14 protein-coding genes, 4 tRNA genes and 3 rRNA genes are annotated in these 21,509 nt (G+C 52.7%); 17 read left to right on the top strand and 4 right to left on the bottom strand.

Annotation, left to right across the window (positions count from 1 at the left end; genetic code table 11):
• Positions 1 to 46 precede the first annotated feature (46 nt).
• From btuB to AAGQ96_RS20815, 9 genes are all read left to right on the top strand, one after another.
• A complete protein-coding gene (gene btuB, locus AAGQ96_RS20855) occupies positions 47 to 1,915 on the top strand; it encodes a TonB-dependent vitamin B12 receptor BtuB (RefSeq protein ID WP_342754461.1) in 1,869 nt (622 codons plus the stop codon).
• Positions 1,860 to 2,711, top strand: coding sequence for a glutamate racemase (gene murI / locus AAGQ96_RS20850; RefSeq protein WP_342754460.1), 852 nt, complete (start codon positions 1,860 to 1,862; stop codon positions 2,709 to 2,711). Before btuB ends, murI begins: the two co-directional genes overlap by 56 nt.
• A gap of 376 nt (positions 2,712 to 3,087) precedes the next feature.
• A 16S ribosomal RNA gene (locus AAGQ96_RS20845) occupies positions 3,088 to 4,628 on the top strand.
• A 74-nt stretch (positions 4,629 to 4,702) separates the two neighbouring features.
• Positions 4,703 to 4,779 (top strand) — tRNA-Ile (locus tag AAGQ96_RS20840).
• A 144-nt stretch (positions 4,780 to 4,923) separates the two neighbouring features.
• Positions 4,924 to 4,999 (top strand) — tRNA-Ala (locus AAGQ96_RS20835).
• Positions 5,000 to 5,204: 205 nt separating this feature from the next.
• Positions 5,205 to 8,114, top strand: a 23S ribosomal RNA gene (locus AAGQ96_RS20830).
• Between the two features lie 105 nt (positions 8,115 to 8,219).
• Positions 8,220 to 8,335 (top strand): 5S ribosomal RNA (gene rrf, locus AAGQ96_RS20825).
• The 16S, 23S and 5S rRNA genes sit together here with 4 tRNA genes alongside, the layout of an rRNA operon.
• A gap of 101 nt (positions 8,336 to 8,436) precedes the next feature.
• A tRNA-Asp gene (locus AAGQ96_RS20820) sits at positions 8,437 to 8,513 on the top strand.
• Positions 8,514 to 8,520: 7 nt separating this feature from the next.
• Positions 8,521 to 8,596: transfer RNA gene (locus AAGQ96_RS20815), tRNA-Trp, on the top strand.
• Between the two features lie 139 nt (positions 8,597 to 8,735).
• On the opposite strand, the gene hdfR is transcribed toward AAGQ96_RS20815, so the two are convergent.
• A complete protein-coding gene (gene hdfR / locus AAGQ96_RS20810; protein ID WP_147200295.1) occupies positions 8,736 to 9,560 on the bottom strand; it encodes an HTH-type transcriptional regulator HdfR in 825 nt (274 codons plus the stop codon).
• A gap of 121 nt (positions 9,561 to 9,681) precedes the next feature.
• Between hdfR and AAGQ96_RS20805 the strand changes: the two genes are divergently transcribed.
• Entirely contained in the window at positions 9,682 to 10,020 is a 339-nt protein-coding gene (locus AAGQ96_RS20805; protein ID WP_147200294.1) for a DUF413 domain-containing protein, read from the top strand.
• Positions 10,021 to 10,092: 72 nt separating this feature from the next.
• Here the strand turns inward: AAGQ96_RS20805 and AAGQ96_RS20800 are convergent, their stop codons facing one another.
• A complete protein-coding gene (locus AAGQ96_RS20800; protein ID WP_147200293.1) occupies positions 10,093 to 11,613 on the bottom strand; it encodes a YifB family Mg chelatase-like AAA ATPase in 1,521 nt (506 codons plus the stop codon).
• Between the two features lie 340 nt (positions 11,614 to 11,953).
• Here AAGQ96_RS20800 and AAGQ96_RS20795 point away from each other — a divergent pair, with 340 nt between their 5' ends.
• The 6 genes from AAGQ96_RS20795 to ilvA all read left to right on the top strand — a co-directional run bounded on the left by AAGQ96_RS20795 (position 11,954) and on the right by ilvA (position 18,499).
• Positions 11,954 to 12,052, top strand: a complete 99-nt coding sequence (locus tag AAGQ96_RS20795) for an IlvGEDA operon leader peptide (RefSeq protein ID WP_147200292.1) — start codon at positions 11,954 to 11,956, stop codon at positions 12,050 to 12,052.
• Positions 12,053 to 12,192: 140 nt separating this feature from the next.
• Positions 12,193 to 13,839, top strand: a complete 1,647-nt coding sequence (gene ilvG, locus AAGQ96_RS20790) for an acetolactate synthase 2 catalytic subunit (protein ID WP_147200291.1) — start codon at positions 12,193 to 12,195, stop codon at positions 13,837 to 13,839.
• Positions 13,836 to 14,093: an acetolactate synthase 2 small subunit gene (gene ilvM / locus AAGQ96_RS20785; RefSeq protein WP_147200290.1), complete on the top strand. Its 258-nt coding sequence runs from the start codon at positions 13,836 to 13,838 to the stop codon at positions 14,091 to 14,093. Before ilvG ends, ilvM begins: the two co-directional genes overlap by 4 nt.
• Before the next feature lie 18 nt (positions 14,094 to 14,111).
• Entirely contained in the window at positions 14,112 to 15,038 is a 927-nt protein-coding gene (locus tag AAGQ96_RS20780) for a branched-chain amino acid transaminase (RefSeq protein ID WP_147200289.1), read from the top strand.
• A 60-nt stretch (positions 15,039 to 15,098) separates the two neighbouring features.
• Positions 15,099 to 16,949: a dihydroxy-acid dehydratase gene (gene ilvD, locus AAGQ96_RS20775; protein ID WP_342754458.1), complete on the top strand. Its 1,851-nt coding sequence runs from the start codon at positions 15,099 to 15,101 to the stop codon at positions 16,947 to 16,949.
• 5 nt (positions 16,950 to 16,954) lie between these two features.
• Positions 16,955 to 18,499, top strand: a complete 1,545-nt coding sequence (ilvA, locus tag AAGQ96_RS20770) for a threonine ammonia-lyase, biosynthetic (protein WP_147200287.1) — start codon at positions 16,955 to 16,957, stop codon at positions 18,497 to 18,499.
• 12 nt (positions 18,500 to 18,511) lie between these two features.
• On the opposite strand, the gene ilvY is transcribed toward ilvA, so the two are convergent.
• Positions 18,512 to 19,393, bottom strand: coding sequence for an HTH-type transcriptional activator IlvY (gene ilvY / locus AAGQ96_RS20765; RefSeq protein WP_147200286.1), 882 nt, complete (start codon positions 19,391 to 19,393; stop codon positions 18,512 to 18,514).
• 161 nt (positions 19,394 to 19,554) lie between these two features.
• On the opposite strand from ilvY, the gene ilvC reads away from it, so the two are divergent.
• A complete protein-coding gene (ilvC, locus tag AAGQ96_RS20760) occupies positions 19,555 to 21,033 on the top strand; it encodes a ketol-acid reductoisomerase (protein WP_147200285.1) in 1,479 nt (492 codons plus the stop codon).
• Positions 21,034 to 21,148: 115 nt separating this feature from the next.
• Here ilvC and ppiC read toward each other — a convergent pair whose 3' ends face one another.
• Positions 21,149 to 21,430 carry a peptidylprolyl isomerase PpiC gene (gene ppiC, locus AAGQ96_RS20755; RefSeq protein ID WP_034938966.1) on the bottom strand — a complete coding sequence of 94 codons (282 nt, stop codon included), beginning with the start codon at positions 21,428 to 21,430 and terminating at the stop codon, positions 21,149 to 21,151.
• Between the last annotated feature and the right edge of the window lie 79 nt (positions 21,431 to 21,509).

Below are 21,509 nucleotides of genomic sequence, written 5' to 3'. Positions count from 1 at the left end.
ATCGTCTGCTGCGGCATCCTGCAAGACTTTTTGGATGCTAGTCATAATGATAACTAAACCTAAGCTGTTGGCATTTAGCGCAACGGCAATCTCTCTCTGGGCGCAAAACGGCTTTGCACAAAATAGTGAAACGCTGGTGACCACCGCTAACCGTTTCGCTCAACCCGTCTCTTCCGTGCTGGCACCCACGACTGTTGTCACTCGCGAAGAGATCGACCGCTGGCAGTCAAAAAGCGTGGCTGACGTGATGCGTCGTTTACCGGGTGTGAATATCGCTCAGACCGGTGGTCTGGGTCAGCAAACCTCACTGTTTATTCGCGGCAGCAATGCCAGCCATGTGCTGGTGCTGATTGATGGTATCCGTCTGAACCAGGCCGGTATCAGCGGCTCTTCCGATCTCAGCCAAATTCCGATTTCACTGGTACAGCGTATTGAGTACGTCCGTGGTGCGCGTTCGGCAGTATATGGTTCCGATGCGATTGGTGGCGTGGTTAACATTATTACCGGACGCGATAAGCCGGGTACGACGCTAACGGCAGGGATGGGATCTAATGGCTATCAAAGCTATGACGGTTCTACTCAGCAGATGCTGGGTAAAGATACGCGCGTCACTCTGGCGGGTAACTATACCTATACGCACGGCTTTGACGCCGTTGCTAACCTGCCAGATGTCTACGGTGATGCCGCTCAGAAAGATCGCGACGGATTTATGAGTAAGACGCTCTACGGCATGATTGAGCATCAGTTTAATGATGAGTTTAGCGGTTTTGTTCGCGGTTATGGCTACGACAACCGCACTGCTTATGACAGCACGCCGAGTTTCTCTGTGCCCGGAGCGCTGGTCGACACTCGTCAGCTCTACAGCCAGACCTGGGATACCGGCCTGCGTTTCAATCGTGACATCTACTCTACTCAGCTGATTGCCAGCTACAGCCATACGAAAGATTATAACTATGATCCCCGCCTGGGCCGCTATGCCGATCCGGCGACGCTGGATGATGTAGAACAATACAATCTGCAATGGGGTAATACTGTTGCGCTGGGTAACGGTACGGTCAGCGCTGGCGTTGACTGGCAAAAGCAGACCTCTGAACCGAATACCAATTACGTCAGTGAAGGCCAGCAGCAGCACAATACGGGTATTTATGCCACTGCGCAGCAGAAACTGGGTGAGGTGACGCTGGAAGGCGCGGTGCGTGGAGACGATAACAATACTTTTGGCTGGCACAATACCTGGCAGACCAGCGCATCCTGGGAATTCGTTGACGGTTACAGCGTGTTCGCTTCTTACGGCACAGCCTTTAAAGCGCCTAACCTGAGCCAGGTATATAGTGCGACTTATGGCAACCGCGATCTCGACCCGGAAAAAAGTAAACAGTGGGAAGGGGGCTTTGAAGGGCTGAGCGGCCCGGTTAACTGGCGCCTTTCAGGTTACCGTAACGACATTGATGATTTAATCGACAGCGATCCAACAACTTACCGTTATTACAATATCAGTAAAGCGCGTATTAAAGGCGTTGAAGCAACCGCCTCATTTGAAACCGGGCCGGTAAGCCATACCGTTTCTTACGATTACCTTGATCCGCGAAATGCTAACACTAACGAAATTCTGGTACGTCGCGCGAAGCAGCAGGTCAAATACCAGTTGGATTACACGGTCTACGATCTTGACTGGTCGCTCAGCTATCAGTATCTCGGTGAGCGCTACGATAAAGATTACAACTCTTCTTATACTACGCGCACCGTTAAGCTTGGCGGCGTAAGCCTGTGGGATCTCGCGGTTTCGTATCCGGTCACATCCCAGCTAACTGTTCGTGGTAGAATTGCCAACCTGTTCGATAAAGATTACGAGACAGTTTATGGCTATCAAACTCCAGGACGAGAGTACTACCTCAGCGGCAGCTACACCTTCTAAAGAACGCCCCACCGTGCTGGTTTTTGACTCCGGCGTTGGTGGGCTTTCTGTCTATGATGAAATCCGGCAGCTGCTGCCGGATCTGCACTATATCTACACCTTCGATAATGTCGCCTTTCCTTATGGTGAGAAAACAGAAGAATTCATTGTTGAACGTGTAGTAGAGATTGTGACTGCGGTAAGCCATCGTTATCCGTTGGCGCTGGTCGTTATTGCCTGTAACTCTGCCAGTACAGTTACTCTCCCTGCATTACGTGAGCGTTTTAACTTCCCCGTTGTCGGCGTTGTTCCTGCTATTAAACCTGCCGCACGTTTGACACGTAACGGTATTGTCGGGCTACTGGCGACCCGTGGCACCGTAAAGCGTCCTTATACTCATGAGCTGGTGGCGAGATTCGCCCGCGAATGTAAAACAGAAATGTTGGGCTCGGCTGAACTGGTAGAACTGGCAGAAGCCAAATTACAGGGCCAACCTGTTCCACTGGAAGAGGTGAAACGGATTCTACAGCCCTGGCTTCGCATGAAAGAGCCTCCTGATACCGTGGTGCTCGGCTGTACCCACTTTCCTTTGTTAAACGAAGAGCTGCAACAGGTCTTGCCAGAAGGCACCCGTTTGGTGGATTCCGGGGCGGCAATTGCACGAAGAACGGCCTGGCTGCTGGAGCATGAGTCTCCGGTAGCCACTTCTACAGAAAGTAATATCGCTTTTTGTCTTGAAAGAACTGAACAAACAGTACAATTAATGCCCGTTTTACAGCGTTATGGCTTCGAAAGGCTGGAAAAATTGCCTCTTTGAGTCGTTTTTGAGTAAAAAAACAGCGGTTGAAAAGTTTTTTGCAATTAGGGGTTGTCAGCCTGCAGAAAATCCCTATACTGCGCCTCCACTGACACGGAACAACGACTTACAGGTCGCCGGGTCAGGAAGAGAAAAGTGAGAAAATCCTTGACTCTTCAGCGGGAAAGCGTAATATCTGCACCCCGCGCCACAGAGAATATGTGGCACTGCTCTTTAACAATTTATCAGACAATCTGTGTGGGCACTCGCAGGATTGATATCAAGACACCTTCGGGTGTCAAAAAATATCAAGTCTTAAGAGTGAACACATAATGAAAATTCATTATGACGTTTTACACTTGAGCATCGCTGCACGTGTTGCAGCAAATCGAACTTTTAATTGAAGAGTTTGATCATGGCTCAGATTGAACGCTGGCGGCAGGCCTAACACATGCAAGTCGAACGGTAGCACAGAGAGCTTGCTCTTGGGTGACGAGTGGCGGACGGGTGAGTAATGTCTGGGGATCTGCCTGACAGAGGGGGATAACTACTGGAAACGGTAGCTAATACCGCATAACCTCGCAAGAGCAAAGAGGGGGACCTTCGGGCCTCTCGCTGTCAGATGAACCCAGATGGGATTAGCTAGTAGGTGGGGTAATGGCTCACCTAGGCGACGATCCCTAGCTGGTCTGAGAGGATGACCAGCCACACTGGAACTGAGACACGGTCCAGACTCCTACGGGAGGCAGCAGTGGGGAATATTGCACAATGGGCGCAAGCCTGATGCAGCCATGCCGCGTGTATGAAGAAGGCCTTCGGGTTGTAAAGTACTTTCAGCGGGGAGGAAGGCGATAAGGTTAATAACCTTGTCGATTGACGTTACCCGCAGAAGAAGCACCGGCTAACTCCGTGCCAGCAGCCGCGGTAATACGGAGGGTGCAAGCGTTAATCGGAATTACTGGGCGTAAAGCGCACGCAGGCGGTCTGTCAAGTCAGATGTGAAATCCCCGGGCTTAACCTGGGAACTGCATTTGAAACTGGCAGGCTAGAGTCTTGTAGAGGGGGGTAGAATTCCAGGTGTAGCGGTGAAATGCGTAGAGATCTGGAGGAATACCGGTGGCGAAGGCGGCCCCCTGGACAAAGACTGACGCTCAGGTGCGAAAGCGTGGGGAGCAAACAGGATTAGATACCCTGGTAGTCCACGCCGTAAACGATGTCGACTTGGAGGTTGTTCCCTTGAGGAGTGGCTTCCGGAGCTAACGCGTTAAGTCGACCGCCTGGGGAGTACGGCCGCAAGGTTAAAACTCAAATGAATTGACGGGGGCCCGCACAAGCGGTGGAGCATGTGGTTTAATTCGATGCAACGCGAAGAACCTTACCTACTCTTGACATCCACGGAATTTGGCAGAGATGCCTTAGTGCCTTCGGGAACCGTGAGACAGGTGCTGCATGGCTGTCGTCAGCTCGTGTTGTGAAATGTTGGGTTAAGTCCCGCAACGAGCGCAACCCTTATCCTTTGTTGCCAGCACGTAATGGTGGGAACTCAAAGGAGACTGCCGGTGATAAACCGGAGGAAGGTGGGGATGACGTCAAGTCATCATGGCCCTTACGAGTAGGGCTACACACGTGCTACAATGGCGCATACAAAGAGAAGCGACCTCGCGAGAGCAAGCGGACCTCATAAAGTGCGTCGTAGTCCGGATCGGAGTCTGCAACTCGACTCCGTGAAGTCGGAATCGCTAGTAATCGTGGATCAGAATGCCACGGTGAATACGTTCCCGGGCCTTGTACACACCGCCCGTCACACCATGGGAGTGGGTTGCAAAAGAAGTAGGTAGCTTAACCTTCGGGAGGGCGCTTACCACTTTGTGATTCATGACTGGGGTGAAGTCGTAACAAGGTAACCGTAGGGGAACCTGCGGTTGGATCACCTCCTTACCTGAAGATACTTTCCCGCGTAGTGCTCACACAGATTGTCTGATAGAAAAGTAACGAGCAGAAAAAACCTCTACAGGCTTGTAGCTCAGGTGGTTAGAGCGCACCCCTGATAAGGGTGAGGTCGGTGGTTCAAGTCCACTCAGGCCTACCAAATTCGCACTCATGCGGCGTTATGTTTCCGGCTTGCATAGTGAACTATGCGGCGCGAAAACATGCCTTGCCTGAGCACGAATTACGTTTCTCCCTTAAAAGAGAAAGGTTGAGTAGTAGTAGACGGTCTCTGCAGTAACTGTATGGGGCTATAGCTCAGCTGGGAGAGCGCCTGCCTTGCACGCAGGAGGTCAGCGGTTCGATCCCGCTTAGCTCCACCATGCAGTTTACTGAACTATCTCAAAACTGATTTTACCGTAAGGTGAGTCACGTTTGAGATATTTGCTCTTTAACAATCCGGAACAAGCTGAAAATTGAAACGACACGTCGTGTTTATCCTCCGTAATAAGGGTAAACAAAACGATGTGTTCGAGTCTCTCAAATGCTTACAACAGCAGTGTCTTTCGGGACGCTTGTGGGTTGTGAGGTTAAGTGACTAAGCGTACACGGTGGATGCCCTGGCAGTCAGAGGCGATGAAGGGCGTGCTAATCTGCGATAAGCGTCGGTAAGGTGATATGAACCGCAACAACCGACGATACCCGAATGGGGAAACCCGGTGCACTACGGTGCATCATCGCAACATGAATACATAGTGTTGCGAGGCGAACCTGGGGAACTGAAACATCTAAGTACCCAGAGGAAAAGAAATCAACCGAGATTCCCCCAGTAGCGGCGAGCGAACGGGGAACAGCCCAGAACCTGAATCAGTTTGTGCATTAGTGGAAGCGTCTGGAAAGTCGCAGGGTACAGGGTGATACTCCCGTACACAAAAATGCACTTACTGTGAGTTCGATGAGTAGGGCGGGACACGTGATATCCTGTCTGAATATGGGGGGACCATCCTCCAAGGCTAAATACTCCTGACTGACCGATAGTGAACCAGTACCGTGAGGGAAAGGCGAAAAGAACCCCGGCGAGGGGAGTGAAACAGAACCTGAAACCGTGTACGTACAAGCAGTGGGAGCCTTGATTTATCAGGGTGACTGCGTACCTTTTGTATAATGGGTCAGCGACTTATATTCTGTAGCAAGGTTAACCGTATAGGGGAGCCGCAGGGAAACCGAGTCTTAACTGGGCGTTAAGTTGCAGGGTATAGACCCGAAACCCGGTGATCTAGCCATGGGCAGGTTGAAGGTTGGGTAACACTAACTGGAGGACCGAACCGACTAATGTTGAAAAATTAGCGGATGACTTGTGGCTGGGGGTGAAAGGCCAATCAAACCGGGAGATAGCTGGTTCTCCCCGAAAGCTATTTAGGTAGCGCCTCGTGAACTCATCTTCGGGGGTAGAGCACTGTTTCGGCTAGGGGGCCATCCCGGCTTACCAACCCGATGCAAACTGCGAATACCGAAGAATGTTATCACGGGAGACACACGGCGGGTGCTAACGTCCGTCGTGAAGAGGGAAACAACCCAGACCGCCAGCTAAGGTCCCAAAGTCATGGTTAAGTGGGAAACGATGTGGGAAGGCACAGACAGCCAGGATGTTGGCTTAGAAGCAGCCATCATTTAAAGAAAGCGTAATAGCTCACTGGTCGAGTCGGCCTGCGCGGAAGATGTAACGGGGCTAAACCATGCACCGAAGCTGCGGCAGCGACGCGTATGCGTTGTTGGGTAGGGGAGCGTTCTGTAAGCCGTCGAAGGTGGACTGTGAGGTCTGCTGGAGGTATCAGAAGTGCGAATGCTGACATAAGTAACGATAAAGCGGGTGAAAAGCCCGCTCGCCGGAAGACCAAGGGTTCCTGTCCAACGTTAATCGGGGCAGGGTGAGTCGACCCCTAAGGCGAGGCCGAAAGGCGTAGTCGATGGGAAACAGGTTAATATTCCTGTACTCGGTGTTACTGCGAAGGGGGGACGGAGAAGGCTATGTTGGCCGGGCGACGGTTGTCCCGGTTTAAGCGTGTAGGCTTGAGTTCCAGGCAAATCCGGAACTCTTTAAGGCTGAGGCGTGATGACGAGGCACTACGGTGCTGAAGTAACAAATGCCCTGCTTCCAGGAAAAGCCTCTAAGCATCAGGTAACACAGAATCGTACCCCAAACCGACACAGGTGGTCAGGTAGAGAATACCAAGGCGCTTGAGAGAACTCGGGTGAAGGAACTAGGCAAAATGGTGCCGTAACTTCGGGAGAAGGCACGCTGGCGCGTAGGTGAAGGGACTTGCTCCCGGAGCTGAAGCCAGTCGAAGATACCAGCTGGCTGCAACTGTTTATTAAAAACACAGCACTGTGCAAACACGAAAGTGGACGTATACGGTGTGACGCCTGCCCGGTGCCGGAAGGTTAATTGATGGGGTTATCCGTAAGGAGAAGCTCTTGATCGAAGCCCCGGTAAACGGCGGCCGTAACTATAACGGTCCTAAGGTAGCGAAATTCCTTGTCGGGTAAGTTCCGACCTGCACGAATGGCGTAATGATGGCCAGGCTGTCTCCACCCGAGACTCAGTGAAATTGAACTCGCTGTGAAGATGCAGTGTACCCGCGGCAAGACGGAAAGACCCCGTGAACCTTTACTACAGCTTGACACTGAACATTGAGCCTTGATGTGTAGGATAGGTGGGAGGCTTTGAAGCGTGGACGCCAGTCTGCGTGGAGCCAACCTTGAAATACCACCCTTTAACGTTTGATGTTCTAACCTGGCGCCGTAATCCGGCGTGGGGACAGTGTCTGGTGGGTAGTTTGACTGGGGCGGTCTCCTCCCAAAGAGTAACGGAGGAGCACGAAGGTCAGCTAATCACGGTCGGACATCGTGAGGTTAGTGCAATGGCATAAGCTGGCTTGACTGCGAGAGTGACGGCTCGAGCAGGTGCGAAAGCAGGTCATAGTGATCCGGTGGTTCTGAATGGAAGGGCCATCGCTCAACGGATAAAAGGTACTCCGGGGATAACAGGCTGATACCGCCCAAGAGTTCATATCGACGGCGGTGTTTGGCACCTCGATGTCGGCTCATCACATCCTGGGGCTGAAGTAGGTCCCAAGGGTACGGCTGTTCGCCGTTTAAAGTGGTACGCGAGCTGGGTTTAGAACGTCGTGAGACAGTTCGGTCCCTATCTGCCGTGGGCGCTGGAGAATTGAGAGGGGTTGCTCCTAGTACGAGAGGACCGGAGTGAACGCACCACTGGTGTTCGGGTTGTCATGCCAATGGCACTGCCCGGTAGCTAAGTGCGGAAAAGATAAGCGCTGAAAGCATCTAAGCGCGAAACTTGCCTCGAGATGAGTTCTCCCTGTGGCTTTAAGCCACCTGAAGGGACGTTGAAGACTACGACGTTGATAGGCCGGGTGTGTAAGCGCAGCGATGCGTTGAGCTAACCGGTACTAATGACCCGTGAGGCTTAACCTTACAACGCCAGAAGCGTTCTGGTAGCGTTGAGAGACGCAAAGATTTTCAGCTTGTTAACCGGATAAATTTGCGCGGCCTTTATGGCGGCGTGAATAACAGAATTTGCCTGGCGGCTTTAGCGCGGTGGTCCCACCTGACCCCATGCCGAACTCAGAAGTGAAACGCCGTAGCGCCGATGGTAGTGTGGGGTCTCCCCATGCGAGAGTAGGGAACTGCCAGGCATCAAATTAGACCAATTATGTGGTCATGACCTTCCAGTGACGTGGAAAGGGCGAAATACCTGATATCAGAAGCAACATTCTGAGTTCAGTACCGAATCGGTGGAGCGGTAGTTCAGTTGGTTAGAATACCTGCCTGTCACGCAGGGGGTCGCGGGTTCGAGCCCCGTCCGTTCCGCCACCCTTTTAGGGGCGTAGTTCAATTGGTAGAGCACCGGTCTCCAAAACCGGGTGTTGGGAGTTCGAGTCTCTCCGCCCCTGCCATTTAAAATAATCCTTTGCTTCGGCAAAGGATTTTTTTTGTCCTTAAAATACCTTTCTCCCTCGATTTTCCTCTCTTTTTTCCAGTTCTGACCAGAAAATGGCCAGCCGACTGACCATTTTTTATCTTAAATGCTCACAATCAAGACGTATTAACCGGGAATTTCAGCAGCTGGCGTATATGATTTTGCTGATCGCTGTTCTGTAACCAGACACCGTATAACGGACGCATAGCGACAGGCGTATCAGGAATAACCAGCAAATCAGGATATTCGCTGTGCCAGATGTCGGGCAAAAAGGCACAGGCACCCGTGGTATGCAGCAACTGGCGGGTAAGGTGCGCCGAAGTTGTAGTTAATACAGGTACATCGTCAGCCCCCGCAAGATAGCTTTCGTGCTGATGAAAATCGGCTCCCCATTCCAGTTTGATGTAATCATATTTCTCGCGTTTATCTGATTTTCGCGAACGGTACAGCGTTAATGAAATATGCCCAATTTGCTGGCTGGTTAACTCATCCATCTTAGGGGCTTCGGTGGTGATCAGGAGATCCAGCTGGCGTTCATGTAACTGTTTAACCAGCAAATGACGCTGAGCGACACGGGCCTCCAGATGGAGATTCTCACGGCTTTCATACAGCGTCTGTAGCCATGGTGTGAGGTAAGCCTCCCAGAGTGATGCACTGGCTCCGATTGACAGTTCGTGGTGCTGCTGAGTGTGCGATACCTCTTTTTTCGCCATCATCCATGTACTCATCAGGCTTTCAGCATAGGGTAATAACCGTTCTCCTGCAGACGTTAGCCTGATGTTATTACGATGTCGGGTGAACAAATTTACGCCCAGCTGATTTTCGAGCTGCCTGATGCGAAAACTGACGGCTGATTGCGTGAGATAGAGCGCTTCAGCAGCACGTCCGAAGTGGCGCGTTCTACTCACCTCCAGAAAGGTCTTCAATAATTCCGTATCCACATCCATCTCCTAAAAAACATTTGTCGTTATGATTTAAATGTTTTGTTTTACACTCTGTCAAGCCTATCTAATACTCCGCGCCATAAATAGCACGGCCATAAAAGAGTTAGGAGCGTGTAAAATGGCGGAAAGCTTCGCAACAACGAATCGTTTTTTTGATAACAAACATTACCCACGCGGTTTCTCCCGTCACGGTGATTTCACCATCAAAGAAGCTCAACTTCTTGAGCGTTATGGTTACGCTTTCAATGAGCTTGATTTGGCAAAGCGTGAGCCTGTGACAGAAGAAGAGCGTCTGTTTCTTGAAGTGTGCCGCGGTGTGCGCGAGCCACAGACAGAAGCCGAGCGGGTGTGGTCGAAGTATATGACACGTATCAAGCGTCCTAAACGTTTTCATACCCTTTCTGGCGGCAAGCCGCAGATGGAAGGTGTGGAAGACTATTCGGATAGCGATGATTAAAAATAAAGGGGCTCAGGCCCCTTTTTCCTTTAATTTTAAATGCCTTAAGTCCCTCACGCACTATTCCTGCTTCTAATCCAAACTCTTCAGTAAATTAATCAGCAATCTGTCGATCCCTCTATAGCTTAGCGCTTCATTCAGATGGATGCGTTGTACGTTCTCCACGCCCGCCAAATCAGCAATAGTTCGGGCAACTTTCAGGATACGTTGCCATGCGCGTACGGAGAGTCCAAGATGGTTGAGCACATCTTCGAGCCATTGCGCATCTTCCCTCTCTATCTCACAGTAGCATCGGATCTCTTTTGGTCCCAGAGCGCCGTTAATCATGCCTGCTCGTTTCAGTTGAACCTCGCGGGCTGCCAAAACGCGTTGCCGGACGGTTGCGCTGGACTCACTTTCCTTACGCTTACCGCTCAGCGTACCGGAGGGAAGAAGAGGCACTTCAAGCGACAGGTCAAAGCGGTCGAGGAAAGGGCCAGAGAGACGGCTGAGGTAGCGTAGTGTCTGCTGAGGCGTACTACGACTATGCGACCCGCTATGGTGTCCAGTCGGGCTGGGATTCATCGCCGCAACCAGTTGAAAGCAGGCGGGATAAGTGATTTTAGCCCGTGCGCGTGACAGACTGATTTTTCCTGATTCAATAGGTTCTCTCAGCGCATCCAGGGTTTTACGTGCAAATTCAGGAAGCTCATCCAGAAATAACACGCCATTATGAGCCAGCGAAATTTCACCGGGTTTTGGTATGGCTCCCCCGCCGACCAGAGCATAGCTCGACGAGGTGTGGTGAGGTGCCCTGAACGGGCGCTGGCGCCATTGCTGATGCAGCAGAGGGGAACTGACCAGGCTGGCTATAGCGGCGCTTTCCAGAGCTTCACGATCGTTAAGAGGCGGAAGCAAGCCATTTAGCCGATTAGCTAACATTGTTTTACCCGTACCTGGCGGGCCGATCAACAATAAATTATGGCCTCCAGCCGCAGTGATTTCTAATGCTCTTTTCGCCTGCTGTTGTCCAATAATTTCATTAAGATCGCCTGAAGAAGCGGGAGGCTGATCCAGATGGCAATATGCAACTTCCAACGGCGACTGGCCATTAAGAAAGGCGCAGACCTCAAGCAGATTGGCCGCAACAAGACTTTGCCCATGATGAATTAATCCAGCATCCTGATGATTGTCCGTAGAAAGAATAAGTTGCCGCTGGTCAGCGATCGCGGCCATTGCTGCCGGAATGGCGCCCTGTACGCTCCGTAGCGCACCCGTCAGGGCCAGCTCCCCCAGGAACTCATACTGCATTAATTTATCTGCTGATATCTGCTCTGAGGCGGCGAGAATGGCAATGGCAATCGGTAAATCGTACCGGCCTCCCTCTTTAGGCAGGTCGGCGGGAGCCAGATTCACGGTAATACGCTTTGCCGGAAACGTGAATCCACAATTGATCATTGCGCTACGTACACGTTCACGAGCCTCTTTTACCGTGGTTTCAGGCAACCCGACCAGCGTTAGCGCAGGTAATCCGTTGCTAAGATGGACCTCTACCGACACCAGTGGGGCTTCAACGCCTATGGCAGCGCGGGTATATATGACTGATAGCGACATACGTTCTCCTTATACCCCTACATTCTGGATATCACTGGCAGGCAATACGACGCTTTCATTTTCGTTATGAGGGATCGCTCCAGGCAAATATTACAGTAATGAAAATGTTGCAAAAGGTGAGGAAGCTGCGCCGAAAAAAAGGAATATTCAGCTAAGACTCATTGCGACGCGTGAGTAATGAATTTATTTCATTATTTGTCTTACTGACTGAATACACGCTGTTTTTTTAATTATCTCGCGCTGCGTCATAAAATTAAATGATGAAAAAAGTTGAACGTTACCAGCTAACTGTGATAACTCTGTAGGCATTACTTCGAACAAGTGAAATTGCCGAATCATTATGAAAGCCCTTCTACGAGTCCTACGCCTTGTCATTATTAACGTCGTCGTGATTATTATCACGCCGTGCGGGGCTACGCTCGGAGGAAGAAAGGCTTAAAAATCAAGCCTGATTTCGAAAGAACCCCCGCACCGAAAGGTCCGGGGGTTTTTTTTTGGCGAACTATTAACGACAAAGGAACAGAAGATGAACAGTAGAATAAAATGCTGTTGTTCCCAGCGAGAGGCGGGGAAATAACTATGAATGGTGCACAGTGGGTGGTTCAGGCGTTGCGTGGGCAGGGTGTCGAAACAGTTTTCGGCTATCCGGGAGGGGCGATAATGCCCGTCTATGATGCTCTCTATGACGGAGGCGTAGAACACCTACTGTGTCGTCATGAACAAGGCGCTGCAATGGCGGCCATTGGTTACGCCCGCGCGACCGGGAAAGTGGGCGTTTGCATCGCCACATCCGGGCCTGGCGCCACTAACCTGATTACCGGACTGGCTGATGCAATGATGGATTCTGTGCCGGTTGTTGCTATTACCGGTCAGGTTGCCGGTGGATTGATCGGCACTGACGCTTTCCAGGAAATCGATGTATTAGGCTTATCACTGGCCTGCACCAAACATAGTTTCCTGGTCACTTCGCTGGAAGAATTACCCGTGGTGATGGCCGAAGCCTTTGCTATCGCCTGCTCTGGTCGCCCGGGGCCAGTATTGATTGATATTCCGAAAGACATCCAGTTAGCCAGCGGCGAGTTCACTGCACATCTGACACCGGTTGAGGATGAAGCCGATCATCCTCATGAGGCGCTACAACAGGCTCGCGCCATGCTGGCTAAGGCTCAGAAACCCGTATTGTACATCGGCGGCGGTGTAGGGATGGCGAACGCCGTTCCCGCCCTGCGCGCCTTTGCTAAAGAAACCGGTATTCCAACGGTAGCCACCCTGAAAGGACTGGGGACGCCAGACGCTCAGGATCCTTGTTATCTGGGGATGCTGGGAATGCACGGCACTAAAGCAGCAAACTTTGCTGTCCAGCAATGTGACTTACTGATTGCTGTAGGCGCCCGTTTTGACGACCGCGTGACCGGCAAACTTGATACTTTTGCGCCGAACGCCAGCGTTATCCACATGGACATCGATCCGGCAGAGCTGCACAAACTGCGTCAGGCCCATGTGGCGCTGCGTGGCGACCTTAACAAAATGCTGCCTGATTTATACCAACCGGTTGAGATTGGTGAATGGCGTGCGCATGTGCAGGCGCTGAAAACCGGGCATAGCTGGCGTTACGATCATCCGGGTGAGGCAATTTATGCGCCGCTGTTTTTGAAGCAGCTGTCCGATAAAAAACCTGACAGTGCGGTTGTCACTACCGACGTAGGCCAGCATCAGATGTGGACCGCACAGCATATGGCCTTCAGTCGCCCGGAAAATTTCATTACCTCCAGCGGTTTGGGAACGATGGGATTCGGTCTGCCAGCAGCCGTTGGCGCTCAGGTTGCCAGACCTGACGATACCGTTATCTGCGTATCCGGCGACGGTTCTTTCATGATGAACGTGCAGGAGCTGGGAACAATCAAACGTAAACAGCTGCCGGTTAAAATCGTGCTGCTGGATAACCAGCGTTTAGGCATGGTTCGCCAGTGGCAGCAGCTGTTCTTTTCTGAGCGCTATAGTGAAACCAATCTCTCCGACAACCCCGATTTTTTAATGCTTGCCAGGGCATTCGATATCCCCGGCCAGCGCATCACCCGTAAAGACCAGGTCGACGCCGCATTAGACGCTTTGCTACAGAGTGAAGGGCCCTACATGCTTCACGTCGCTATCGACGAACTTGAAAACGTCTGGCCGCTGGTACCGCCAGGTGCCAGTAATGAAAATATGATGGAGAAAACATCATGATGCAGCACCACCTGTCTATTGAGGCGCGTCTGCGTCCTGAAATTCTGGAACGTATCCTGCGCGTGGTTCGTCACCGTGGTTTTCAGGTCTGCGCCATGAATATGGCGACGGGCGATAATAACGACAATATTAATATTGAAATGACCGTTGCCAGCCAGCGTTCAGTCGATTTACTGTCAACACAGTTATGCAAGCTGATGGATGTAGCCAGCGTTAACATCCAGCACCAGACAACACAACAAATCCGCGCCTGAGCGCGAAAGGAAACAAGAATGACGAAGAAAGCTGACTTTATCTGGTTCAATGGCGAGATGGTTAAGTGGGAAGACGCGAAGGTTAGCGTGATGTCTCACGCACTGCATTACGGTACGTCTGTCTTTGAAGGCGTCCGCTGCTACGACTCGCACAAAGGCCCGGTAGTCTTCCGCCATCGTGAACATATGCAGCGTCTGCACGACTCCGCAAAAATCTATCGTTTCCCGGTCAGCCAGAGCGTGGATGAACTGATGGAAGCCTGCCGTGAAGTGCTGCGCGTGAACAAACTGCAAAGCGCTTACATTCGTCCCCTGGTCTTCGTGGGCGATGTCGGTCTGGGCGTGAACCCACCGGATGGCTACAGCACTGACGTGATTATTGCTGCCTTCCCATGGGGCGCTTATCTGGGTGCTGAAGCGCTGGAGCAGGGTATTGACGCGATGGTTTCTTCATGGAACCGCGTTGCGCCAAACACTCTGCCAACTGCGGCGAAGGCCGGTGGTAACTACCTTTCTTCCCTGCTGGTGGGCAGCGAAGCTCGCCGTCACGGCTATCAGGAAGGCATTGCGCTGGATACTCAGGGCTACATCTCTGAAGGCGCGGGTGAAAACCTGTTCGAAGTGAAAGACGGCATTCTGTTCACGCCGCCGTTTACCTCTTCTGCACTGCCTGGCATTACGCGTGACGCCATCATCAAGCTGGCAAAAGATATGGGTATTGAAGTTCGCGAGCAGGTACTGTCCCGTGAATCCCTGTACCTGGCCGATGAGATCTTCATGTCCGGCACCGCCGCTGAAATCACCCCGGTGCGTAGCGTCGACGGCATTCAGGTCGGCGAAGGTAAGCGCGGTCCTGTAACCGCCCGCATCCAGTCCGCATTCTTTGGCCTGTTCACTGGCGAGACCGAAGACAAGTGGGGCTGGTTAGATCCGGTAAACGCATAATAATGACATTACACGGGCGTCGTTTGACGCCCGTGCACTATCTGATTCTGGAGTATGAGCATGCCTAAGTTACGTTCCGCTACCACCACTCATGGCCGTAATATGGCCGGTGCCCGTGCCTTGTGGCGCGCCACCGGCATGACCGATGATGATTTCGGTAAGCCGATTATTGCCGTAGTTAACTCCTTTACGCAGTTCGTGCCGGGTCACGTCCATCTGCGTGATTTAGGGAAACTGGTTGCCGAGCAGATTGAAGCCTCTGGCGGCGTCGCTAAAGAGTTCAACACCATTGCCGTTGATGATGGTATTGCGATGGGACATGGCGGCATGCTGTACTCCCTGCCTTCTCGTGAACTGATTGCCGATTCCGTAGAGTACATGGTGAACGCCCACTGCGCCGATGCCATGGTCTGTATCTCTAACTGCGACAAAATCACCCCGGGCATGCTGATGGCATCTCTGCGGCTGAATATTCCGGTGATCTTTGTTTCCGGCGGCCCGATGGAAGCCGGTAAAACCAAGCTTTCCGACAAAATTATCAAGCTGGATTTGGTCGATGCGATGATCCAGGGGGCTAACCCGAACGTTAGCGATGCTGACAGCGAACAAATCGAGCGTTCTGCCTGCCCGACCTGTGGCTCCTGTTCCGGTATGTTTACCGCCAACTCAATGAACTGCCTGACCGAAGCGCTGGGTCTGTCTCAGCCGGGTAACGGCTCGCTGCTGGCAACGCACGCCGATCGTAAAGAGCTGTTCCTGAACGCCGGTAAACGTATCGTTAGCCTGGCCAAACGCTACTATGAGCAGGACGACGAAAGCGCGCTACCACGCAGCATTGCCAGCAAAGCAGCGTTTGAGAACGCAATGACGCTGGATATCGCCATGGGCGGCTCTACCAATACCGTTCTGCATTTGTTGGCGGCGGCGCTGGAAGGCGAAATAGATTTTAATATGTCTGACATTGATCGCCTGTCACGCAAAGTACCGCACTTGTGCAAAGTGGCACCAAGCACCCCGAAATACCATATGGAAGACGTGCACCGTGCTGGTGGCGTATTAGGCATCCTTGGCGAGCTGAGCCGGGCAGGCCTGATGAATAACGATGTCCGCAACGTGCTGGGCCTGAGTCTGCAAGAGACGCTGGATCAATACGATATCATGCTGACCAAAGACGAAGCGGTGAAAAAAATGTTCCGCGCCGGTCCGGCCGGGATTCGTACTACCCAGGCATTTTCGCAGGATACCCGTTGGGATACGCTGGATGACGACCGCCAGAATGGCTGCATCCGTTCCCGTGAATTTGCCTTCAGTCAGGATGGCGGCCTTGCCGTGCTGTACGGCAACATCGCTGAAGATGGCTGTATCGTTAAAACGGCGGGCGTAGAGAAAGAAAGTCACACCTTCCGTGGCCCGGCGAAAGTCTACGAGAGCCAGGATGATGCGGTAGCGGCAATCCTGGGCGGCAAAGTCGTCGCTGGCGACGTGGTGGTTATTCGCTATGAAGGGCCAAAAGGCGGCCCGGGCATGCAGGAAATGCTCTATCCAACCACCTATCTGAAATCAATGGGACTGGGCAAGAGCTGCGCGCTGATCACCGATGGTCGTTTCTCGGGCGGGACTTCTGGGCTGTCTATCGGCCACGCATCACCAGAAGCGGCCAGCGGCGGCACCATCGCGCTGGTGAAAGATGGCGATATGATTGATATCGATATTCCTAATCGCGGCATCAAGCTGGACGTGCCGGATAACGAACTCCATGCGCGTCGTGAAGAAGAAGAGGCGCGTGGTGCTGCGGCTTATACGCCTCACGGTCGCGAGCGTCAGGTCTCCTTCGCACTGCGTGCCTATGCATTACTGGCAACCAGCGCGGATAAAGGCGCCGTGCGTGACAAGAGTAAGCTGGGAGGCTAACTGACATGGCAGAGTTCCAACCGTTACCCGCCGAGCCTTGCGGCGCGGAGTATCTGCGAGCGGTACTTCGCTCGCCGGTTTACGAAGTGGCGCAGGTAACGCCGTTGCAAAAGATGGAGAAAATCTCTTCCCGTCTGGGCAATACGATCCTGGTCAAACGTGAAGATCGGCAGCCGGTGCACAGCTTTAAGCTGCGCGGGGCTTACGCAATGATCGCCACGCTGAATGAGGAACAGAAAGCGCGCGGCGTCATCACTGCTTCGGCCGGCAATCATGCTCAGGGCGTGGCGATGTCAGCGACACGGCTGGGGATCACATCCCTGATCGTGATGCCAGTAGCAACGGCCGATATTAAAGTGGATGCCGTGCGGGCGTTTGGCGGTGAGGCCTACCTGTTTGGCGCTAACTTTGATGAAGCAAAAGCGAAGGCTATTGAACTGGCAGAGCAAAAAGGCTACACCTTTGTTCCGCCGTTCGATCATCCGATGGTGATTGCCGGACAGGGTACGCTGGCAATGGAACTGTTACAGCAGGATGCGCATATCGATCGCGTATTTGTGCCGGTTGGCGGCGGCGGCCTGGCGGCTGGCGTTGCAGTGCTGATCAAGCAGCTGATGCCACAGATCAAAGTGATCGCCGTGGAGGCGGAAGACTCTGCCTGCCTGAAAGCCGCGTTAGAAGCGGGTCATCCGGTCGATCTGCCTCGTGTTGGTTTATTTGCCGAAGGCGTGGCGGTAAAACGAATCGGTAGCGAGACCTTCCGACTGTGTCAGGAATATTTGGATGACATTATCACCGTCGACAGTGACGCGATCTGTGCGGCGATGAAGGATCTCTTCGAAGACGTGCGTGCGGTCGCTGAACCTTCTGGCGCACTGGCGCTGGCTGGGATGAAAAAATATATCCAGCAGCATCAGATCAAAGGCGAACGTCTGGCGCATGTACTATCTGGTGCCAACGTCAATTTCCACGGCTTGCGTTATGTTTCCGAGCGCTGTGAGCTGGGTGAACAGCGAGAAGCGTTGCTGGCCGTGACCATTCCCGAGCAGAAGGGCAGTTTTTTGAAGTTTTGCCAGCTGCTGGGCGGACGTTCCGTTACCGAGTTCAATTACCGCTATGCCAAGTCTGACGACGCCTGCATTTTTGTCGGCGTACGTCTGACGAGGGGTCTGGAAGAGCGCAGTGAGATTCTGCAATTGTTGGATCAGGGCGGCTATAAAGTGGTCGACTTATCCGATGATGAAATGGCGAAGCTGCACGTTCGCTACATGGTGGGTGGCAGGCCGTCAAAACCGCTGCGTGAGCGGCTGTTCAGCTTTGAATTCCCTGAAGCGCCTGGCGCGCTGCTGCGCTTCCTGCAAACGTTGGGTACGCACTGGAATATCTCGCTGTTCCACTACCGTAGCCACGGCACCGATTACGGTCGCGTGTTAGCAGGATTTGAACTGACGGAAAACGAGCCGCAGTTCGAGGAGCACCTTGCCGCGCTGGGTTATGATTTCCATGATGAAACCAACAACCCGGCATTCAGTTTCTTCCTCGCGGGTTAGCGGCAAACCGGATTACAACAGGCTCCAGAACGCACTGATAAGCGGCTCGTTCAGCCGCTTACGCTGCACGCAGACGCCCAGCTCTAACGGCGCGACGATTTCAATATTTTCCAGTTCGAGAATGCGATTACGTATCGGTTCCGGGCTGTTCTCCAACACCACGTCGGGCAGCAAAGCAATACCGCAGCCCAGCGCGACCATCGATACAATCGCTTCATGACCGGCAACGGTGGCATAAATCAGCGGGTTTGGAATACGACGACGGCGGAACCACAGATCGATACGCTGTCTTGTCGGCCCTTGATCCGGAAGGATAAAAGGGATTTGCGACCAGTCCGGTTCTGGCTGGGTGGCCTGGCTTCGCACTGGACAGGGCAACGCTGGGGCAATCAGTACCAGTGGGATCTCGCACAGCGGCATAAAATCAATACTGGCTGGCAGTGTTTCAGGCCGCCCGGCAATCGCGATATCTGCTTCAGCGCTCTGCACTTTTTCCACCGCATCAGCGGGATCGCCGGTCGTCAGTTTAATTTCAACCAGCGGGTGCTCGGCGCGGAAGCGATCGAGAATGGACGGCAGATGACTGTAGGCGGCCGTTACCGAACAGAACAGCCGTAGTTCGCCGCTAAGCGAAGGGCCACTCTGGCCGATAGCATGGCGAAGCTGCTGATATTGCAGAAGAGTCTGCTGGGCAAACTGCCGGAGCCGATCGCCCGCGTCGGTGAGCGTGACGGTGCGATTATCACGCAGGAACAGCGTCTGGCCGAGATCTTCTTCCAGCCGCTGGATCTGACGGGAAAGGGTCGACGGGCTGACGTGCATCGCCCGGGCACTGCGGCCAAAATGGCGGCTTTCCGCCAGATGCAAAAACAGTTTCAGATCGCGTAAATCCATGCGCTTAAGGCCTCATTTTAGCGTTGCAGTTATTGCAATATCACGTTGTTAATATATCAATTTAAGCAATGCATTTCCTGTCATATGATGGGGATAAATCAGGGTGAGCCTCAGGCCTCGCCAACAAATAAAAGACAAACACAACCCTATACGGAGTCTCCATGGCTAACTATTTCAATACTTTGAACCTGCGCAACCAGTTAGCGCAATTAGGTAAATGTCGCTTCATGTCGCGTGATGAATTTGCTGATGAAGCAAGCTACCTGAAAGGCAAAAAAGTCGTCATCGTTGGTTGTGGTGCTCAGGGCCTGAATCAGGGTCTTAACATGCGCGATTCCGGTCTGGACATCGCTTATGCGCTGCGTGCCGAAGCGATTGCGGAAAAACGTGCGTCATGGCGTAAAGCCACCGAAAACGGTTTTAAAGTCGGCACTTATGAAGAACTGATCCCGCAGGCGGATCTGGTGGTAAACCTGACGCCAGACAAGCAGCATACTTCTGTGGTGCAGGCCGTTCAGCCGCTGATGAAAGATGGCGCGGCGCTGGGTTACTCACATGGCTTCAATATTGTTGAAGTCGGCGAGCAGGTTCGTAAGGACATCACCGTAGTGATGGTTGCGCCAAAATGTCCTGGCACTGAAGTTCGTGAAGAATACAAACGCGGTTTCGGCGTGCCGACGCTGATTGCGGTTCACCCGGAAAACGATCCGAAAGGCGAAGGTATGGCGATTGCCAAAGCCTGGGCAGCCGCGACGGGCGGCCACCGTGCAGGCGTGCTGGAATCTTCCTTTGTCGCCGAAGTGAAATCTGACCTGATGGGTGAGCAGACCATCCTGTGCGGCATGTTGCAGGCGGGTTCTCTGCTGTGCTTCGACAAGCTGGTGGCCGAAGGCACCGATCCGGCTTACGCAGAAAAACTGATCCAGTTCGGCTGGGAAACCGTGACCGAAGCGCTGAAGCAGGGCGGCATCACGCTGATGATGGATCGTTTGTCTAATCCCGCTAAGGTACGTGCGTTTGAACTGTCCGAACAGCTGAAAACCATTATGGCACCGCTGTTCCAGAAGCATATGGACGACATCATCTCTGGCGAATTCTCTTCCGGCATGATGGCTGACTGGGCGAACGATGATAAGAAACTGCTGGGCTGGCGTGAAGAAACCGGTAAAACCGCGTTTGAAACGGCACCGCAGTTCGAAGGCAAAATTGCCGAGCAGGATTACTTTGATGAAGGCGTAGTGATGATCGCGATGGTCAAAGCGGGCGTGGAGCTGGCGTTCGAAACCATGGTCGATGCAGGCATTATCGAAGAGTCTGCTTACTACGAGTCGCTGCACGAACTGCCGCTGATCGCCAACACCATTGCCCGTAAGCGTCTGTATGAAATGAACGTGGTCATCTCTGATACCGCTGAATACGGCAACTATCTGTTCTCTTACGCGGCGGTTCCGCTGCTGAAAGAGTTTATGACGACGTTGCAGGCAGGTGACTTAGGTAAAACAGCGTCGGCTTCCACGACCATTGATAATGCGCAGCTGCGTGACGTGAATGAAGCCATTCGCCATCATCCTATCGAATCCGTGGGCCGCAAACTGCGTGGCTACATGACCGATATGAAACGCATTGCCGTAGCCGGTTAATGACCGGGGCGGATGATGCCGTTCAGCCTCAATAAAAAAGAGCGGTGACCCGCTCTTTAACAGGCCCTCAGGCGCGTAGCCCGGAGGGCTTTTTTTTTACCGGTAAAACGGTAAATCAGTTGCGGTACAACACTTTAATGATGTGGTAACCGAACTGAGTATGCAGGGGTCCGTAAGGGGTGATAAGCGGGCAGGAAAACACCACTTTATCAAACGCTGGCACCATTGCACCCTGTTTGAATTCACCTAAATGGCCGCCTTTTTTCCCTGATGGACAAATGGAATGCTTTTTGGCCAGTTTTTCAAAATCAGCGCCCTGTTCCAGCTGAGCCAGAATGTCCTGCGCCTGTTTTTCTTCCTTTACAAGGATATGGAGTGCTGCTGCGGTTTTTGCCATGATCGTACCTTGAGTCGTATGGATGCTGCTGGCTATACTACCACGCTGTGATTTCTTTCCCTCTGTCATTTCATCGAGC

The sequence above is a fragment of the Pantoea sp. MBD-2R genome, assembly GCF_039134845.1.
Classification (GTDB): domain Bacteria; phylum Pseudomonadota; class Gammaproteobacteria; order Enterobacterales; family Enterobacteriaceae; genus Erwinia.
This window is presented reverse-complemented; position numbering and strand designations above follow the sequence as displayed.